Genomic DNA, 18,659 nt, shown 5'->3' with positions numbered 1-18,659 from the left:
TTTGCAGAATTCTTTTGATAAATTTGATAAAATAGTCGAAAGAAAAAATACTTTATCGGTCAAATGGGATAATTGCCAGTCAATATTTAATAATGATGATATTTTACCAATGTGGGTGGCTGACTCTGACTGGAAAACCGTTCCAGAGGTTATTGAAAAATTGAAAAGCAGAGCTGAACACGGAGTTTTTGGCTACTGCTATGCAGATGACAAAATAAAAGAAAGTATTATAAACTGGATAGAAAGAAAATATAACTGGAAAATAAAAAAAGAGTGGATTGTATTTGATACAGGGGTTGTGCCTGCACTTAATTTTACTCTAAACATGATTACAGATCCATCAGACGGAGTTATTATTCAGCCACCTGTATACCGGCCCTTTTTTGAAGCAGTAGATAACAATCACTGTGAACTGATAAAAAATAACCTAATCTACAAAAATGGGAAATATGAGATGAATTTTAATAATCTGCAGAAAATAATAGATGATTATAAAAATAATAATAAAACTGTCAAAGCGGTCATTTTATGTAGCCCACATAATCCAGTAGGAAGAGTCTGGAATAAGAACGAAATAAATAAATTAATAAAAATTGCAGAAAAAGAAAACATTTATATATTATCAGATGAAATTCACTGTGATTTAACATATCCAGGTATCAAACACTTTCCTACCGCACTTATAGGTGAAAATTACAGAGAAAAAATTATTACTTATATGGCTCCCAGTAAAACTTTTAATATTGCAGGACTACATACTTCATATACAATTATTACTAATAAAAAGCTGCGTGATAAATATACTGATATTAAACACGGTTTTTCTTCTGGAAACAGTCCTTTTGGCCTGGATGCACTAAAAACTGCCTATAATAAAGGGGATAACTGGCTTAATAATCAGCAGCATTATTTAAAAGGAAATCTGGATTATACAGCTGATTATTTAAAAAAAGAGATTCCAGAAATAAAATTGATCTATCCAGAAGGAACTTATCTGCTCTGGCTTGACTGCAGAGATTTGGGGTTTGAAAACAATGAAAATTTAATTGACTTTTTCAATAATAAAGCTGAGGTTGGACTCAACCCAGGCATTTGGTTTGGAGAAAGCGGCAGCGGATTTATGAGAATGAATATAGCCTGTCCAAGATCAATTTTAAAAAAAGGGCTGGATAGGATTAATAAGGCTGTTAAAAAAATTAGGGGATGATTTTATGAAAATATATATATCTGCTGATATGGAGGGTATTTCCAGTATAAATTCTGGCGATGAGACATACAGAGAAAATAAAAAATATCCTGCTGCCTGCAGGAAAATGGTTAAAGAAGTTAATAAAGTAATAGAATATCTGCAGGCTGAAGGGGTTAATGAAATCCTGGTCAATGACTCACATGGTGATATGAAAAACATCAAACGCAGTGAACTTTCTTCTGCAGCTGAATTAATTACTGGTAATGAAAAATCACTGAGTATGATGGAAGGTATAGATGAAAGCTTTGATGGTGCAATTTTTGTGGGTTATCACGCGCGAGCTGGAACATCTGAAGCAATTTTAGATCATACTTATACAGGTAAAATACATAATATTAAAGTCAATGGAAAATTGATGGGCGAAATAGGAATTAATGCCAGGATAGCAGGATATTTTTCTGTGCCTGTAATTGCTGTGACCGGTGATCAATCTGCTATCAGAACTGCAAAAAGTGAAATAAATGATCATATTGGAATAATAGTTAAAAAATCTTTGGGCAGAGAGTGTGCTATAGTATCTGACTTTTCCGCAGTAGCTAAAAAAATAAAAAGTGGAATTTCTAAAGCAATATCCCAAATAGATGAATTTAAACCAACTATGGAAAAAGGAGAAATTAATTTTGATGTTGAATTCAGCAAATCAATATTTGCAGAGAGAGCAGCTGTAATACCTGGTATTGAAAAACTAGATACGAGAACAATTAGAATAAAAGATGAAGATTATATAGATGTCTTTAAACTATTTAGAGCAGTTATTAATATAAACAGCTGACTAATTTAAAAATATGCTGAATAACAGCAATTTTGTAGGAGGATTAATTTGAAAAAGATAATTATTATCGGCGGTGGACCAGCAGGTATTATGGCTGCACTGCAGGCTGTTTCTAATAACAGTGATGTAAAAATAATAGAGAGAAATAAAAAACCTGCTCAGAAAATTCTCTATACAGGAAAAGGCCGCTGCAATATTAGTAATTATTCGGATATTAATGTACATATAAACAATATAGTTGATAATGCCAGATTTTTATACAGCTCTCTTGCTGAATTTGATGCTTATTCTTTATTTTCCTTTTTTTCCAAACTTGGTTTTGAACTAAAAATAGAGCGAGGCAACAGAATATTTCCAGCTTCTGATCGAGCCAGGGATGTTCAAAATATATTAATAAAAGAACTTAAAAAGAACAATATTGCCGTAATAAATGATTTTGCTGAAGAAATAACTGTAAAAAACAAAAAAGTTGCCGGAGTTAAATTAAAAAAAAGAGGTTACTTAAAGGCAGATAAAATTATACTCGCAGCTGGTGGAGCTGCTTATCCTTTAACAGGTTCAGATGGTAACGGATTTGCGTCTGCTGAGAAATTAGGCCATACAATTATTACTCCAAAACCTGCCTTAGTACCGCTGCGCACACAAGAAAAGTGGATAAAATATTTAAAAGGTTTAAAATTAAAAAATACTGCTGTTTATGTATACGGCAACAGTGGAGAAAAAATATATGAAGATTTTGGGGAAATGGAATTTATAAAAGGTGGAATTTCCGGCCCGATTGTTCTGTCAGCAAGTATGTATATTGATTTCAGCAAATCTCCAAAATACACATTTTCAGCAGATTTAAAACCTGCTCTAACTACTGAACAGTTGAATAAAAGACTGATTAGGGACTTTAAAAAATATGGCAGCAAAAAATTTAAAGACGGTCTTGATGCTCTACTACCACAGAAACTGATACCAACTTTTGTAGAATTATCAAAAATTCCATATGATAAAAAGTGCAGCCAGATAACTGTATTGGAAAGAGAAAAAATTGTTCATCTGCTAAAGAATTTTAATTTAACAATAACGGACAAATTTAGTTTTTCCAGAGCTATTATAACAAGGGGAGGAGTATCTACTGCAGAAATCGATCCTCAGACTATGGAATCAAATTTGATTAAAAATCTCTATTTTGCAGGAGAAATAATAGATTGTGCAGCTTTAACCGGTGGCTTTAATCTGCAGATTGCCTTTTCAACAGGCTATAAAGCAGGCAGAAACGCAAAAGAATAGCCACAGCTAAAAAGCTGTGGCTTTATATTCAGCATGAGTTATTCAGCATTTTCTTTGTCATAATTCTGCAGTTTGTTAGTAATAACCTGATTTACAGAATTCATCAACTGATTAAAATGTTTCTGTGCTTCATTAAAATCAGAGATAAGTTCGTTTTTTTGCATTTTTTGTTCCATTGCAGCTAATTCTTGCTGCTGATCCTGAGTTATCTGCTTACCATTCTGCTGCATCATCTGTACCTGCTGATATTTGGCATTTAACTCATCTAACATTTCTTTTGCCTCACTATCTTCTACCATGTTAGATTCCTTTTCTTTCAGGTCCTGAAATTCTTTTGATTCTACAATTGCATCTGCCAGTTTTTCGGCATGATTCATTACTGTTGCCATTATTTCACCTCATTTTTTAGTTTTATCAACCAATACTTATGTTAACATCTGCATAAGCCAATGTCAAATTAGCAGTATTCGATAAAAAAATAGAGTATAATAGAGCTAAAAATATCTTAAAATCTTATTTGCATATATAATAAATTTTTGATTATAATAGATTAAAGAAAAGCTGATGGAGGTGTATTAATTGAGCAGTAATATTGTTCAGAAACACATTTTTGTATCAGGACGAGTACAGGGGGTTGGTTTTAGAGCCTTTTTGCGCAGTCAGGCTGCCGGACTTAAAATAAAAGGATGGGCTAAAAACCTCCGTGATGGCAGAGTAGAAATAGTAATTCAGGGAGAAAAAGAAAAAATAAAACAGATGATTTCTTTTATTAAAGAAGGACCTTCATTTGCAGATGTTAAGCATATTGAAATTCAGGATGAAAATCTCGGTGAATTTGAACAGTTTGAAATAAGATTTTAAAAACAAAATCTTAAATATCAAGATACAGATTAAAAGGGAGGGAAAAACTTTGCGTAAAGCCTTATTACTTGTTGACCTTCAGAATGATTTTTATGAAAATGGTAATCTTGCAGTTTCTGAAGCATCTAAAATTAATCCTGCTGTAAATAAACTGCTATCTAATAATAGTTATAATATTGTTATAGCATCACAGGACTGGCATCCTGCCGGCCACAGGAGTTTTGCCTCCACTCATAATATGGAAGCATTTACACCTTATGAAAAAGAAAAGGGAATTGGTCCTGTACTATGGCCTGATCACTGTATTCAGGGCACATATGGGGCTGATTTTCACCCGGATATAGATAGCAATAAATTTGATTATATACTGCGTAAAGGTACCGAAAATGATGTTGACAGTTATTCTGCATTTCAGGATAATGATGGTACAGACCTGGGCTTAAATGGACTGTTAAAGGGATTAAATATTAAAGAAATAGATATCTGCGGCCTTGCATTTGATGTCTGTGTAAAATATACGGCTTTAGATGCAGTAAATAATAATTTTAAAACAAATATATTTCTACCGGCTGTAAAAGCTGTAGATAAAAAAAATTTTAATCAGCATGCAGATGATTTAAAAGAAAATGGTGTTAATTTAAAGAGGGAGGTTTAATTGTTGGATGATATATTAATCACAGCTACAAGTACTTTTGGAATGGAAGCACTTGTAAAAAAAGAAATAAAAAAATTAGGATATGAAATTACTGAAGTAAAAAACGGTAGAACAACTTTTAAAGGAGATCTAAAGGCAGCAGCAGAAGCCAATCTCTGGTTGAGAACAGCAGAAAGAGTATTAATTAAAATGGGAGAATTTAAAGCGGAGAACTTTGATCAGCTTTATGAAGGAGTAAAAAATCTTCCCTGGAGTGAGTGGCTTCCTAAAAACGCTGAATTTCCTGTCAGTGGAAAATCTATTGATTCAAAACTTGACAGTGTACCTGCCTGTCAGTCTGTCACCAAAAAAGCTGTCGTAGACAGTATGAAAGAAAAATATAATATCAGCTGGTTTGAAGAAGATGGAGCAGAATTTCCAATAGAAGTGGCACTTTATAAAGATAAAGCAGTACTTACAATTGACACTTCTGGAACAGGACTCCACAAAAGAGGCTACAGAAAAGCTTCTGTAGCAGCTCCCCTGCAGGAAACTATTGCAGCAGGTATGATTTATCTAAGCAGATGGGACAGAGATCGCATACTGATTGATCCTTTTGCTGGATCAGGTACCATACCTATAGAAGCTGCCATGATGGCAAAAAACATTGCACCAGGTTTAAATAGGGATTTTGCAGCAGAAAAGTGGTCCATCTTTGAAAATGGACTCTGGGGGAAAGTAAGAAAAGAGGCTGAAGAAAAAATAAACCATTCTGCAGATGCTAGATTAATAATGGGATATGATAGTGACCCGGATTCTGTAAGTGCAGCGCGTTATAATGCTGAGAATGCTGGAGTATCTGATCTGATTCACTTTCAGGAAAAAGATTTTAAAGACTTTTCTACAGGTCGAAAGTACGGCTATATTATCTGTAATCCACCTTATGGGGAAAGGCTGTCAGAACGTAAAGAGGTAGAAGAACTTTACCGTCAGATGGGAGAAAAACTTCTTCCTCTTGAAACCTGGTCCTATTATATTCTATCATCACACTCTAATTTTGAAGATATTTTCGGAAAAAAAGCCAGCAAACGACGCAAACTATACAATGGTGGTATAGAATGTCAGTATTATCAATATTACGGCCCCTGGCCGCCGAGAAATTAGTTGAAAGGAGCTTAATTTTGTTTAAAAATATAAAATCATATTTACCTTATATTTCAGGCTCTATTTTCAGCATAATATTCGGATTTTCGTTTTTGTTCACCAAGGAGGGACTGGAGATAATATCTCCTTTTCACCTGCTTGGTTTTCGTTTTGCACTTGCAGCAGTTTCCCTGACTATTTTAAAAATAGCTGGATTTATTGATATCAGCTTTAAAGGAAAAAATATTAAAATGCTGTTAGTTCTGGCACTGTTTCAGCCCGGCCTTTATTTTATATTTGAAACAAGTGGAATAATGTATACTACTTCTTCAGAAGCCGGAATGATGATCGCACTAATTCCTGTTATTGTAACTATAATAGGTGCCATTTTTTTAGATGAAAAACCCACTTTCAAGCAGATATTATTTGTCATACTATCTGTGGCCGGTGTGTTATTTATAGTATTAAACAGAGGCAGCAGTAAAATAGAAGGTAATTTTTTAGGACTGGCTTTATTATGTGGTGCTGTTACTGCAGGTGCCTTATACAATGTCCTTTCGCGAAAATTATCACTACATTTTCGTCCGGTAGAAATTACTTATATTATGATGTGGTTTGGAGCCATATTATTTAATCTTATATCTTTAGTTAATAAAAATTTTTCTTTAAGCAATTATTTTACTCCATTAACCAATATAAAGGTGCTAAGTGCTGTTATATATCTTGGTATATTTTCATCAGTAATTGCATTTTTTATGATGAATTACACTCTTTCGAGAATCAATGCAGCTCAGGCTGCTGTATTTGCCAATTTAACTACAGTTGTCTCAATAATTGCCGGTGTTTTTTTTAGAGATGAAAGTTTTTATTTCTTTCAGGGTATTGGTGCTTTTATGATTATACTTGGAGTTTGGGGAACAAATTATTTTGCAAAACCTGTAAAATTAAAGAAGGAGGAATTATAATTTGAAAAATTATAATATAGCTGTAGTTGGTGCCACTGGACTTGTTGGCAGAGAAATGCTTAAAATTTTTAAAGAAAGAAATTTCCCGATAAATACTCTCCGCTTATTTGCTTCCAGCCGCTCTGCAGGAAAAAAATTAGAATTTTTAGGGAAAGATATAATAGTAGAAGAGGTAGAGGAAAATTCTTTTAAAAATATCGACATAGCACTTTTTAGTGCAGGCAGCAGTGCTGCTGAAGAAATTGCACCTCTAGTTACAAAAAATGGTGGTGTAGTTATTGATAACAGCAGTGCTTTTAGGATGAATAAAGATGTTCCATTGGTAGTACCTGAAGTAAACGGCAGTATACTTACTGATAAGGTGTCAATAATTGCTAATCCAAACTGTTCTACCATACAGATGGTAGTTGTTTTACAGCCACTATTAAAAAAATATGGTCTTAAAAGACTGGTTATAAGTACATACCAGGCTGTTTCTGGAGCCGGTAAAAAGGCAGTAGATGAACTGCTTTCTCAGAGTAGATCATTTTTAAATAATGAAGAAATTAAAAAAGAAAATTTTAACCATCAGATAGCGTTTAATTCTATTCCTCAAATTGATGATTTTTTGGAAAATAATTATACAAAAGAAGAGATAAAAATGGTAAATGAAACCAGAAAAATTTTAAATGAGAACAAACTGTCCATTACAGCAACCTGTGTAAGAACTCCTGTAATATTCGGACATGCTGAATCAGTTAATGTGGAACTTAAACGCGAATTTGATCTTGAGGAATTAAAAAATGAATTAAATAATTTTAAAAATATTAAAGTAGTAGATAATCCAGAAAAAGAACTTTATCCTTTGCAGACTGATACTGAAAAAACAGATAAAATTTTGGTGGGACGTATTAGAAGAGATTATTCTCAAAAAAATTCTGTTAATCTCTGGATAGCTGCTAATAATCTCCGCAAAGGTGCTGCTTTAAATACTGTTCAGATTGCTGAATACTTAATTGAAAATAATTTAATAAGTTAAGAAAACTATTTGGCCACTTGTTTTTTTATCATCATCAATGTATAATAGTAATAACGCTTTGAGAACGGATATGTATTATTTTGTCGTTAATTATATTTTATTTTAAGTATGGTAGTTGTTGTTTTAATTTGATGAAAATGTTTGTTTTTTAAATATTTTGGAGGTGTTTTGTTTTATAAATGAGTAAGAAAAATAAAATAAGTGAAGTTACGATGACTCCTCTCGGTGGAGTGGGAGAGATTGGAAAGAATATGATGGTACTTGAAATCGGGGATGAAATGTTAATTGTAGATTCAGGTGTTAAATTTCCGGAAAATGATCTTTTAGGGATTGATCTAGTTATTCCTGATTTCAGTTATGTCCTGGATAATAAAGACAGGGTTAATGGAATTGTTTTAACACATGGACATGAAGACCATATAGGAGGACTCCCATATCTGCTTAAGGATCTGGATGTCCCTGTTTATGGAACTAAATTAACTCTCGGTTTTCTGGAAGGGAAGTTAAAAGAACATCAGCTGTTAAAGGATAGAAGGCTCAAAGTTGTGCATCCAGGTAAAAAAATCAATGTCGGCAGTTTTACTGTAGAGTTTGTACGGGTAAATCACAGTATTGCTGATACATGTGCACTGGCTCTTCATACTCCTTTAGGTCCAATTATCTATGCAAGTGATTTTAAATTTGATCAGACTCCTATAGATGGTGAAGTTGCTGATTATCACAAACTTGCAGAACTTGGTGATAGTGAGCAGGGGGTGCTGGCCCTCTTTTCTGACAGCACCAATGTTGAAAGAGAAGGATATACTCTTTCTGAAAGAGTTGTCGGTAAAACAGTAGATGAAATTTTTAGAGGGGCGCGAGAAAGGATTATTGTTGCAACATTTGCTTCTAATATTCACCGTGTACAGCAGGTTGTAGATGCGGCTTTTAAATATGATAGAAAAATTGCCTTTACCGGCAGAAGTATGATAAACAATGTTGATATTGCCCGTCGACTTGGATATCTGCAGATTCCTGATGACATGATTGTAGATATTAGAGAATGTTCAAATCTGCCTGACAGTAGAGTTACACTGCTTACAACAGGGAGTCAGGGAGAACCTATGGCTGCTTTAACTAGAATGGCAAGAGGTGATCATTACCATATAAATATTAAAGATGGTGATACAGTTATGATCTCTGCTTCAGCAATACCGGGCAACGAAAAATTTGTAGGTGAAACTATAAATAAATTATTTAAGCGCGGAGCAAATGTTATTTATGAAAATGTATCCGGTGTCCATGTTTCCGGACATGCCAGTCAGGAAGAACTTAAGTTAATGTTAAATCTTGTTAAACCAAAGTTTTTTGTGCCAACACATGGAGAATTTAGACATCTTTACAAACATGCAGACCTAGCTGAGAAAAATGGTATACCTAAAGAGAATATCTATATTGCAGAAATTGGTGATAAAATTAAATTTACTGACAGTTCGGTCAGTAAAGAGTGCAGTGTTCAGTCCGGGGATGTTCTAATAGATGGTCTTGGTATTGGAGATGTCGGAAATATTGTACTGAGAGACAGAAGACTTTTATCTGAGGACGGTATTATCATTGTTGTTGTTACAATCGACAAAAAAGGTAATATACTTGCTGGACCGGATATTATAACAAGAGGATTTGTTTATATTAGGGAATCTGAAGAACTAATCGAAGCAGCAACACAGCGTGTTGAGGATTCTCTAAAAGAATGTGAAGAAAAAAATATTACAGAATGGTCTGTGCTTAAAAATACTATCCGCAATTCATTAAATAATTATATATATAAGAAAATTAAGAGAAATCCAATGATTTTACCAATAATAATGGAAGTATAATTATTTTGATTTTAACCAACTGCTTAAAAACAGCTGGTTTTATATGTTTGCACATATTTACTGCATAATATAGAATAATAGATAAGTAAATAAATTTTGAGGAGTTGGAGAATAAATGTCATTTTTTCAGGCAGTTTTTTTGGGATTAATACAGGGATTAACAGAATTTTTGCCTATCAGCAGTTCAGGTCACCTTGTATTATTTCAGTATTTTTTTCAAATAAAAGAAAAGCAGATGCTTTTTAATGTTTTTTTACATTTAGGTACACTCATACCAATTTTTATTATTTTTTGGACTGAAATAAAAGAAATATTATTATTAAAAAAAAATCGACACAGAGAAACTATTTTTATTTTATTGGCAGTAATACCAACAGGAATTATCGGCATTTTATTTGAAGATTTTTTTGAAAGCTTATTTTCCAATCCTATTGTAACAGGATTTATGCTAATAATTACTGGAATTATTTTATATATTACTGAAAAATACAGTAGTGGTGATAAAGAGATAGAAAATCTTAAATTCTGGCAGCCTGTTATTGTTGGACTGGCTCAATCAGGTGCAATAATTCCTGGAATTTCTCGTTCTGGTTCTACAATTGCTGCTTCACTTCTACAGGGATTAAACAGAACATCTGCAGCCAGATTTTCATTTCTTATTTCTATACCTGTCATTGCCGGTGCAGGAATTTTACAGCTTAAGGATATTCCTACAGCTGGACTGGGCAGCTTAAATGTTATCCCAATTTTGGCAGGTATTATTTCTGCTGCATTATCAGGCTTTTTTGCCATAAAATTTTTATTAAAAATTTTAAAAGAAGGAAAATTGGTCTATTTTAGTTATTACTGCTGGATAATAGGTATATTTGTAATTATATCTGCAGGATTATTAAAGTAATTAAAGAATTATTATTGATAGAAGGGAGGACTCAGGGTGAGCCGAAACACCAACAACAAAAATCATATAGAAAAAAGAAAAAACGAGATTCTGGGCATTTTTTTTATTACCCTGGGTATAATCAGCGGAATTTCTCTATTAAGCTCTTCAGCAGGAATGCTCGGAAGTTTTATTTCCAGATTATATTACTATTTGCTCGGCTATGGAGCCTATACAGTTCCCATTATTTTTGTATATCTTGGAATTAAATTTATTAAATCGGAAAAAATTAAATTTTCTCTCCGTTCTGCCGGTTTTTTTATAACTATAATAGCTGTAATTAGTATAATAAATTTAACTGACAGAAATTTTAATAATATCGAACAAGCTGCTGACAGCAGTGGTGGTATTATTGGTCAATCTGTAAGCTGGTTTTTATTTAAATTATTTGGGAAAACAGCAGCATATACAGTTCTTTCAATAGTTCTTTTTACAGGTATATTTCTCTGGTTTGATATATTTTTGGACAGCTTATTTGCAAAAATTAAAAAAGCATTTTTATTTCCATTAGAATTATCTGCAAAAATAAAAAATAAATTTTTAAATGAAGCCGACAGTTTAAAAATATTTTATTATAATACAATGAATAAAATTAAAAATATATCTCAAAGTAGGAAGAAAAAGGAAGATAACAGACAAAAAAATCAAATTAACAGAGATAGTTTAGATATTACAGAAGATACTTCTGAAAGTAGTTTGGAATCTTATAACAATTCTGATGTAATGGAAGAAGAAAATAAAATTAAGCCTAAAAAAACATTATCAAAAAAGAAACTGATTGAAGACTTTGATTTGACAAAAGATCAGTCTAAAAACATTAAAGAAAAGGGAGAAAAAAGAGGAAATTATAATTTTCCGGGGATTTCACTATTAAACAGCAGTGGCAAGAAAAAAATTAAACTTGAAAATAAAAGCAAACTTTTAGAAGAAACTCTGGCAAGCTTTGGAGTTAATGCAAAAGTAATTAATGTAAATCACGGTCCAACAATTACAAGATACGAAATACAGCCTGCTACAGGAGTCAAAGTAAGCAAAATCGTAAATCTATCAGATGATATAGCTCTTGCTTTAGCGGCTCGTGATGTACGTATTGAAGCACCTATTCCTGGTAAAGCTGCTGTTGGAATAGAGGTACCCCACGGTAAAAATGTAAATGTATCTTTTAGAGATGTAATTGCTTCTAATGAATTTCAAAATGCAGATGCACAGCTAACTTTAGCTCTGGGTAAGGGTATAGATGGGGAAACAATAGTTTTTGATCTAAGTAAAATGCCTCATCTGCTGGTAGCTGGTGCTACGGGTTCAGGAAAAAGTGTATGTATCAATACAATGATAAGCAGTATTTTGTACAGATCGCATCCTGATGAAGTTAAGCTGCTGCTGGTTGATCCTAAAAAAGTAGAATTAAATACATATAGAGGGCTGCCCCATCTGCTGACACCAGTGGTAACCGATCCGAAAAAAGCAGCAAATGTTCTAAAACTGGTGGTCGATGAAATGGAAAGCCGCTATGAGCTGTTTTCTGAAACAGGCAGTCGGGGTATAGAATCATATAATAAACAGTGTGAAATTGAAGAAGAAAAACTCCCTTATATTGTTGTCATTATAGATGAACTGTCTGACTTAATGATGGCTGCACCCGGTGAGGTAGAAGACAATATCTGTCGGCTTGCCCAAATGTCCAGAGCGGCCGGCATTCATTTGATTATTGCAACTCAGAGGCCTTCAGTTGATGTAATTACTGGATTAATAAAAGCTAATATACCGAGCAGAATTTCTTTTGCAGTATCTTCTCAAACTGATTCTCGAACTATTCTGGACATGGGGGGAGCAGAAAAACTGCTGGGTAAAGGTGATATGCTTTTTGCCCCTGTAGGAATACAGAAACCGCTCCGCATACAGGGGGCTTTTTTAACAAATGAAGAAATCAATAAAATCACTAATTTTGTAAAAAATCAGGCTTCAGCAGATTATAAAATAGAAACTGAAGATATAAAGGATGTTGAACTTTCTTTAGATGATGAACAGGATGCATTATATGAAGAAGCGGTTAAATTAGTGGTAAAATATAGAGCTTCTATTTCCATGCTTCAGAGGAGATTACATATCGGTCATTCCAGGGCAGCTAGATTAATAGATCAAATGGAAGAAGACGGTATTGTCGGCCCTTATGCTGGCAGTAAACCACGTGAAGTACTAATAGAGGAAGATGATCTGGATCAAATAATAGAAGATAATTTTAACAATATCTAATTCAATTTTGAGGGGGGATTTTAGTGCATGAAGATGCTAATTTTGCAGTTGAAATGATAAATATCACAAAAAGATTTCCGGGTGTCACAGCAAATGATAAAATTAATTTTCAGTTAAAAAAAGGAGAAATTCATGCTTTACTCGGGGAAAATGGTGCAGGAAAATCAACATTAATGAAATGTCTTTATGGACTTTATCAGCATGATGAAGGTCAGATATTTATTAACGGCAAAAAAGTGGAGATAAGTTCACCCAATATTGCAATTAAATATGGAATTGGTATGGTTCATCAACATTTTATGCTTGTACCTCCATTTACAGTCGCTGAAAATATTGTACTGGGTAGTGAACCTACAAAAAATTTTATGATAGATCGAAAAAAAACTGTTGAAGAAGTTAATTCTCTTTCAAAACAGTACGGATTAAATGTCGATTCTCAGTCAGCTGTACAGGATATCTCGGTTGGAATGCAGCAGAGAGTTGAAATTTTGAAGGCCCTCTACAGGGGAGCAAATATACTAATACTAGATGAACCAACAGCAGTTTTAACACCCCAGGAGGTAGATGAACTAATAGATATAATGAAGAGCCTAACAGATGAAGGAAAATCTATAATTTTTATTACCCATAAGCTTAAAGAAGTTAAAGCTATTGCTGATAGAGTTACAGTAATTAGAAACGGAAAATTAATAGATACTGTCTATACTAAAGATACTACTACTAATGAACTTGCGAAAATGATGGTTGGAAGAGAAGTAATTTTAGAAGTTGATAAAGATAAAGCAGAACCGGGGGAAGTCATTCTTGAGGCTGCTGATCTGTATGCCAAAAACAATAGAGGTCTTACTGCTTTAAATGGGTGTTCTTTTAATGTACATAAAGGGGAAATTCTGGGGATAGCTGGTGTTGAAGGAAACGGTCAGAGTGAGCTCACTGAAGTTTTAACAGGTTTAAGAAAACTAGAAAAAGGTGCTGTAAAATTAAAAGGAAAAAATATTTCCAGTTTTAGTACTAGAGATATTATTGAAAATGGTGTGGGGCATATTCCTGAAGACCGTCAGAAAAGAGGACTTGTACTGGAGTTTACTATTTTTGAAAATTTAATACTTGGTAATCATTACAAATTCCCTTATGCAAAAAATGGAAAAATGAATTACAATAAAATTAAGGCATCTGCCCGAAAATTAATTAAAGATTTTGATATTAGGACTCCTAGTGAAAATGTAATGGCAAAATCTCTTTCTGGAGGAAATCAGCAGAAAGTTATTCTGGCAAGAGAATTTGCCAGAGATCCTGATCTTCTACTGGCTGCACAGCCAACAAGAGGTGTTGATGTAGGTGCAATAGAATTTATCCACAGCAAATTAATAGAACAGAGAGATGCAGGAAAGGCAGTTCTTCTTATATCTCTGGAACTTGATGAAATTCTTTCACTTTGTGATAGAATTGCAGTTATATATGAAGGTGAAATTGTTGATATCCTTGAGCAAGAAGAAGCCACAGAAGAAAAACTTGGTCTAATGATGGCCGGAGCAGAAAATGATAAAGCTAAGGGAGATGATACAGATGGCCGATAATGATAAAATAGTGGCAGAAAAAAAAGAAGAAAACCGCTATTATAAATGGTTGGCCAGTATGATTATTCCTGTACTGGCTGTTATTACAGGCCTTTTAGTCGGTGCTATATTTATGCTTGCAATTGGAAGAGACCCTGTCCAGGCTTATATTGTTCTTTTTAACAGTGCGTTTGGCAGTTTAAACGGATTTGCAGAAACACTTGTTAATACTACACCACTAATTTTTACAGGCCTTGCGGTAGCATTTGCCTTCCGCACAGGACTTTTTAATATTGGTGGTGATGGTCAGTTTTTAATCGGATATATCGCATCTACCTGGTTGGGCTTTTTCTTTCAGCTGCCTTTATTTATACATCTTCCTCTGGCTCTACTTGGTGGAATGGTAGCAGCAGGACTGTGGGGAGGATTTGCAGGTTTACTTAAAGCAAAGCTGGGCGTACATGAAGTTATAACAACTATTATGATGAACTATATAGCTTTATATCTTGTCTCTTATTTAACCGGTGGTCCACTAAAAGCAAGTGGATTTATGCCGGCTACTCCTAAAATAGCTGATACAGCCAAACTAATGCGTCTGCTTCCTTTTGGAAGATTAAATGCAGGTTTTATTGTGGCTCTTGTTGCTGCTTATATAGTTTATTATATTTTGTGGAGAACAACTTTAGGTTACGAAATTAGAGCTGTTGGATTAAATCCTAATGCAGCTGAGTATGGAGGAATTAAAGCTGCCAGAAACATGATACTGGCTATGTTTATAAGTGGATGTCTTGCCGGTCTGGCAGGTGTAACCCAGTCACTTGGTTTGGAATTTAGAGCCTACCAGCCTTTTGGATTTATTGGTTATGGTTTTACAGGTATAGCAGTTGCACTGCTGGGTAAAAATCATCCTGCTGGTGTGGTCCTGGGAGCATTTCTCTTTGGTATACTGCAGCGGGGGTCAATGCTGATGCAGAGTATTGCAGGAGTTCCAAAAGAAGTAATTGAAATAATACAGGCAATTATTATACTCTTTGTAGCTGCAGAATATTTATTTACACTTCTTTCTAATAGAATTAAAAAATACAGAAAGGAGACTCCAGATGTTAATTAATAATATTATTTCTTTATTGAATACAAGTTTAAGAATGGCAGCTCCACTTATACTAGCAGCTCTGGGAGGAGTTTTTTCCGAACGGTCAGGTGTTATAAATATTGCCCTGGAAGGTATTATGCTCATAAGTGCATTTATGGCTATGGTAGGCTCTTATCTAACTGGAAACCCATGGATTGGGGTATTGGCCGCTGTATTTTTTGGTGGTCTTGTAGCAGCAGTACACGCCTTTGTTTCTATACATTTAAAAGCTAATCAGGTTGTTAGCGGTACAGCTATCAATATTTTTGCAGCAGGAGTTACAAGCTTTATGCTGAGGGTTATGTTCGAAAGTGCGGGCCAATCTCCAAGTGTTACTAAAGTTAAAGACTGGACTCTGCCGATAATTAATGATATCCCCATTTTAGGAGATATTCTGGGCAAACATACACCATTTGTATATATATCTTTAATTCTGGTTGTATTTTCTTACTGGCTGCTGTTTAAAACACCATTTGGCCTCAGGGTTAGATCTGTAGGAGAACATCCTGCTGCAGCAGACAGTGTTGGTATAAATGTCTACAAAATTAGGTATATTGCTGTAATTATGAGTGGACTTTTTGCCGGCCTGGCAGGTGCAAGCCTTTCGATTGGACTGCTTGATCTTTTTGTAGAAAATATGACATCAGGTAGAGGATTTATTGCTCTAGCGGCAATGATTTTTGGTAAGTGGACACCTCAGGGAGCACTGCTGGCTGCCCTTTTATTTGGATTTGCAGATGCATTACAGATGCTGGCTCAAACAATGGGATTATCATTTATTCCTAGGCAGTTTTTACTGATGGCTCCATATATTCTTACAATACTGGCCCTGGCAGGGGTAATAGGTAGTGCCAATCCTCCTGCAGCAGATGGAGAATCATATGAAAAAGAATAGCGGTTTTAATTTTCCAAACACTAAATTCAATATATTAAACAAAAAAAAGTTCCCCGAAAATTATTTTTATAGTTACAAAAAAGTTTCGTCATAAATAAGATTTTTAAATTCATCTAAAACTAAAAAATGGGGAAACTTTTTATTAAAAAAGGTATTTGTATTTTCTTATAGAATTTAATAATGGAGGAGTCTCTATGTCAGTATATTTTTTAGAATATAAGATTATAAAAAACAGAACTGGATTACTGGGAGATGTTGCTTCACTGCTGGGATTAATGGATATTAATATACTGAAAATTGCCAGTATAGAAGGTAATCTAAGAGGATTTTTGATTGAAATTAAAAATGAAAAACAAAAAAATATAATAATGAATTCTCTAAAAACCGTAAAAAATATAGATTTATGTTCAATTCGAAAACCATCTCTCAATGATTTTTTGGCAATGAAACACGGCAAAAAAATCATTTCCAGAAAAACAGATATTTATGAAAACAAAAATTATTACCGTTTTCAAAAAACAGACCTCGACCTTTTAATTGATTTTTTAAGTGCTCATTTAAAAACTAAAGACTCCTGTTTTATTGGTTTAATAGGTGAACCAAGAGTAGGAAAAACAGAAACAGCAATAAGTGCTTCAGTTCACGCAAATAAATACTGGCAGCTTTTATCTACAACTCTTTTAAGAAAAATAACACGAACAAGAATCTCAGATGATTATCTTAATAAAAATTTTGTTTTTATTATCGATGCTCTTACAACTTTTCACCGCTCACGTGCAGAACATATTAAATTTATAAAAAATATTCTGGAAAAAAAACTTTTACTTATTATAGAACATCCGGATGTTCTGGTAAGAGAAAGCAAATATACCTGGTTGGATTTTGATTTTTTAATTGAAATTATTAATCCAGATCACAGCAGTAATGACAAAAACAGATATCTGCACAATTATTCAAGTTTTGACATAGGTTAATAATTTTGAAGGAGGCTAAAAATTGGAGCTTGGGACATTATTAAAAGAAGCTAGAATGGAAAAAGGCCTTACTCTAGATGATATTAAGGAGCAGACCAAGATCCGCAAAAAATATCTTGAAGCAATAGAAAATAATAATTTCGATATTATACCTGGAAATGTTTATGTAAAGGTTTTCATAAAAGGCTATGCAAGACAGGTAGGTCTTGACTACAGTTCTTTAATAGAAGAATACGAAATTTTAAAGGAAAACAGTGAAGCTGATACATCGTTCAACAAAGATCTTCTACCAGATGGAAAATTTAAATATCAGCCCTTCCACAACAAGAAAAAATCAAAATTTTTAAAAATTATAATCATAATATTTATTTCACTTTTTGCGGCAGCTACCGCCTTTTTTATATATCAGTATTTTTTTCTTTCGGATAGTATTAATAATGTTGTTAATAATATGTCAAACAGCAGTCAGTATACTGTTTCTGAATCAAATGACAGTACTAATAACATATCGGAAGAAGAAACCATTTCTCCCTCAGCTGCTGAAGAGAGCAGCTTAAATGAGCTAAATATAGTTGATCCACAGAAAATACCGGAAGAAAGTGAAGAAAGTACGGATCCCGATGGTAAAAATAGTACAAATACTGAAGATAGTGTAGAAAATAGTGAAAATGAAACACTGCTTACAGATCAAAAAACAGTTTCAAAAACTGAAGAGACTGCCGTAAATGAAGAAACCGCTGTCAGCAGTACTGATAACACAAACCAGCTTAATTTAGAAGAACAGCAAACTACTGATTCAGAAATAACAGATAAAACATTAGAACTTCCAGTTATAATTAAAGCATCAGATTTAGCATGGGTTAGGGTAGATGTTGATGGAGAAAATATTTTTAGAGGTCTGTTAAAAGAAGGAGATAAAAGAAAATTTTTTCCTAATGATAATCTATATATAAAAATTGGTAATGGTGCAGCTGTAACAGCTGAAGTTGAAGGAACAGACTACGGTCCCTGGGGCGGTAGTGGTGAAATTGCTGAAGCTGAAATAAAAATAAAAGATGGAGAAATAACAGTTGATAATCTTCGTGATTAAATATTGTTCATTAAAATTGTTCATTAAAAAAAAGACCACATTTTTA

General features: G+C 33.6%; 17 protein-coding genes. 16 read left to right on the top strand and 1 reads right to left on the bottom strand.

Going from position 1 to position 18,659, the window contains the following annotated elements:
* Window position 1 precedes the first annotated feature (1 nt).
* Genes DER71_RS00745 through DER71_RS00735 form a run of 3 tightly spaced genes read left to right on the top strand, consistent with a single transcriptional unit; the run spans window position 2 to window position 3,299 of the window.
* The gene (locus DER71_RS00745; protein ID WP_233486928.1) at window positions 2-1,207 is read left to right on the top strand and encodes a MalY/PatB family protein; all 1,206 of its coding nucleotides are present in this window, start codon (window positions 2-4) and stop codon (window positions 1,205-1,207) included.
* Window positions 1,208-1,211: 4 nt separating this feature from the next.
* The gene (locus DER71_RS00740; protein ID WP_114456972.1) at window positions 1,212-2,021 is read left to right on the top strand and encodes a M55 family metallopeptidase; all 810 of its coding nucleotides are present in this window, start codon (window positions 1,212-1,214) and stop codon (window positions 2,019-2,021) included.
* A 48-nt stretch (window positions 2,022-2,069) separates the two neighbouring features.
* Window positions 2,070-3,299, top strand: coding sequence for an NAD(P)/FAD-dependent oxidoreductase (locus DER71_RS00735; RefSeq protein WP_114456971.1), 1,230 nt, complete (start codon window positions 2,070-2,072; stop codon window positions 3,297-3,299).
* Between the two features lie 38 nt (window positions 3,300-3,337).
* On the opposite strand, the gene DER71_RS00730 is transcribed toward DER71_RS00735, so the two are convergent.
* A complete protein-coding gene (locus tag DER71_RS00730) occupies window positions 3,338-3,688 on the bottom strand; it encodes a YlbF family regulator (protein WP_114456970.1) in 351 nt (116 codons plus the stop codon).
* A gap of 190 nt (window positions 3,689-3,878) precedes the next feature.
* Here DER71_RS00730 and DER71_RS00725 point away from each other — a divergent pair, with 190 nt between their 5' ends.
* The 13 genes from DER71_RS00725 to DER71_RS00665 all read left to right on the top strand — a co-directional run bounded on the left by DER71_RS00725 (window position 3,879) and on the right by DER71_RS00665 (window position 18,613).
* Complete coding sequence (locus DER71_RS00725) at window positions 3,879-4,160, top strand: acylphosphatase (protein ID WP_114456969.1); 282 nt, start codon at window positions 3,879-3,881, stop codon at window positions 4,158-4,160.
* A gap of 49 nt (window positions 4,161-4,209) precedes the next feature.
* Window positions 4,210-4,815 carry a bifunctional nicotinamidase/pyrazinamidase gene (pncA, locus tag DER71_RS00720; RefSeq protein WP_114456968.1) on the top strand — a complete coding sequence of 202 codons (606 nt, stop codon included), beginning with the start codon at window positions 4,210-4,212 and terminating at the stop codon, window positions 4,813-4,815.
* Window positions 4,816-4,818: 3 nt separating this feature from the next.
* Window positions 4,819-5,958: a class I SAM-dependent RNA methyltransferase gene (locus DER71_RS00715; RefSeq protein ID WP_114457029.1), complete on the top strand. Its 1,140-nt coding sequence runs from the start codon at window positions 4,819-4,821 to the stop codon at window positions 5,956-5,958.
* Complete coding sequence (locus tag DER71_RS00710) at window positions 5,913-6,902, top strand: DMT family transporter (protein ID WP_114456967.1); 990 nt, start codon at window positions 5,913-5,915, stop codon at window positions 6,900-6,902. Before DER71_RS00715 ends, DER71_RS00710 begins: the two co-directional genes overlap by 46 nt.
* A gap of 1 nt (window position 6,903) precedes the next feature.
* Complete coding sequence (locus DER71_RS00705; protein ID WP_114456966.1) at window positions 6,904-7,920, top strand: aspartate-semialdehyde dehydrogenase; 1,017 nt, start codon at window positions 6,904-6,906, stop codon at window positions 7,918-7,920.
* Between the two features lie 179 nt (window positions 7,921-8,099).
* A complete protein-coding gene (locus tag DER71_RS00700; protein WP_114456965.1) occupies window positions 8,100-9,776 on the top strand; it encodes a ribonuclease J in 1,677 nt (558 codons plus the stop codon).
* A 115-nt stretch (window positions 9,777-9,891) separates the two neighbouring features.
* The gene (locus tag DER71_RS00695) at window positions 9,892-10,674 is read left to right on the top strand and encodes an undecaprenyl-diphosphate phosphatase (protein ID WP_114456964.1); all 783 of its coding nucleotides are present in this window, start codon (window positions 9,892-9,894) and stop codon (window positions 10,672-10,674) included.
* A gap of 36 nt (window positions 10,675-10,710) precedes the next feature.
* A complete protein-coding gene (locus tag DER71_RS00690) occupies window positions 10,711-12,966 on the top strand; it encodes a DNA translocase FtsK (RefSeq protein WP_114474188.1) in 2,256 nt (751 codons plus the stop codon).
* A 53-nt stretch (window positions 12,967-13,019) separates the two neighbouring features.
* Window positions 13,020-14,543 carry an ABC transporter ATP-binding protein gene (locus tag DER71_RS00685; RefSeq protein ID WP_114457028.1) on the top strand — a complete coding sequence of 508 codons (1,524 nt, stop codon included), beginning with the start codon at window positions 13,020-13,022 and terminating at the stop codon, window positions 14,541-14,543.
* Window positions 14,533-15,633: an ABC transporter permease gene (locus tag DER71_RS00680; RefSeq protein ID WP_233487350.1), complete on the top strand. Its 1,101-nt coding sequence runs from the start codon at window positions 14,533-14,535 to the stop codon at window positions 15,631-15,633. The genes DER71_RS00685 and DER71_RS00680 overlap by 11 nt, the downstream gene beginning before the upstream one ends.
* Window positions 15,623-16,549 (top strand): ABC transporter permease, encoded by a 927-nt coding sequence (locus tag DER71_RS00675; RefSeq protein ID WP_114456962.1) that lies wholly within the window; start codon window positions 15,623-15,625, stop codon window positions 16,547-16,549. The genes DER71_RS00680 and DER71_RS00675 overlap by 11 nt, the downstream gene beginning before the upstream one ends.
* A gap of 194 nt (window positions 16,550-16,743) precedes the next feature.
* On the top strand, window positions 16,744-17,523 hold the full coding sequence (locus DER71_RS00670) for a DUF3388 domain-containing protein (RefSeq protein ID WP_114456961.1): 780 nt from the start codon (window positions 16,744-16,746) through the stop codon (window positions 17,521-17,523).
* Window positions 17,524-17,545: 22 nt separating this feature from the next.
* Complete coding sequence (locus DER71_RS00665; protein WP_114474187.1) at window positions 17,546-18,613, top strand: helix-turn-helix domain-containing protein; 1,068 nt, start codon at window positions 17,546-17,548, stop codon at window positions 18,611-18,613.
* Window positions 18,614-18,659: the final 46 nt, after the last annotated feature.

The organism is Halanaerobium sp. DL-01, assembly GCF_003338615.1.
GTDB lineage: Bacteria > Bacillota > Halanaerobiia > Halanaerobiales > Halanaerobiaceae > QPJE01.
Note: the sequence above shows the minus strand (reverse complement) of the source record. Positions and strands in the feature narration are given on the sequence as shown.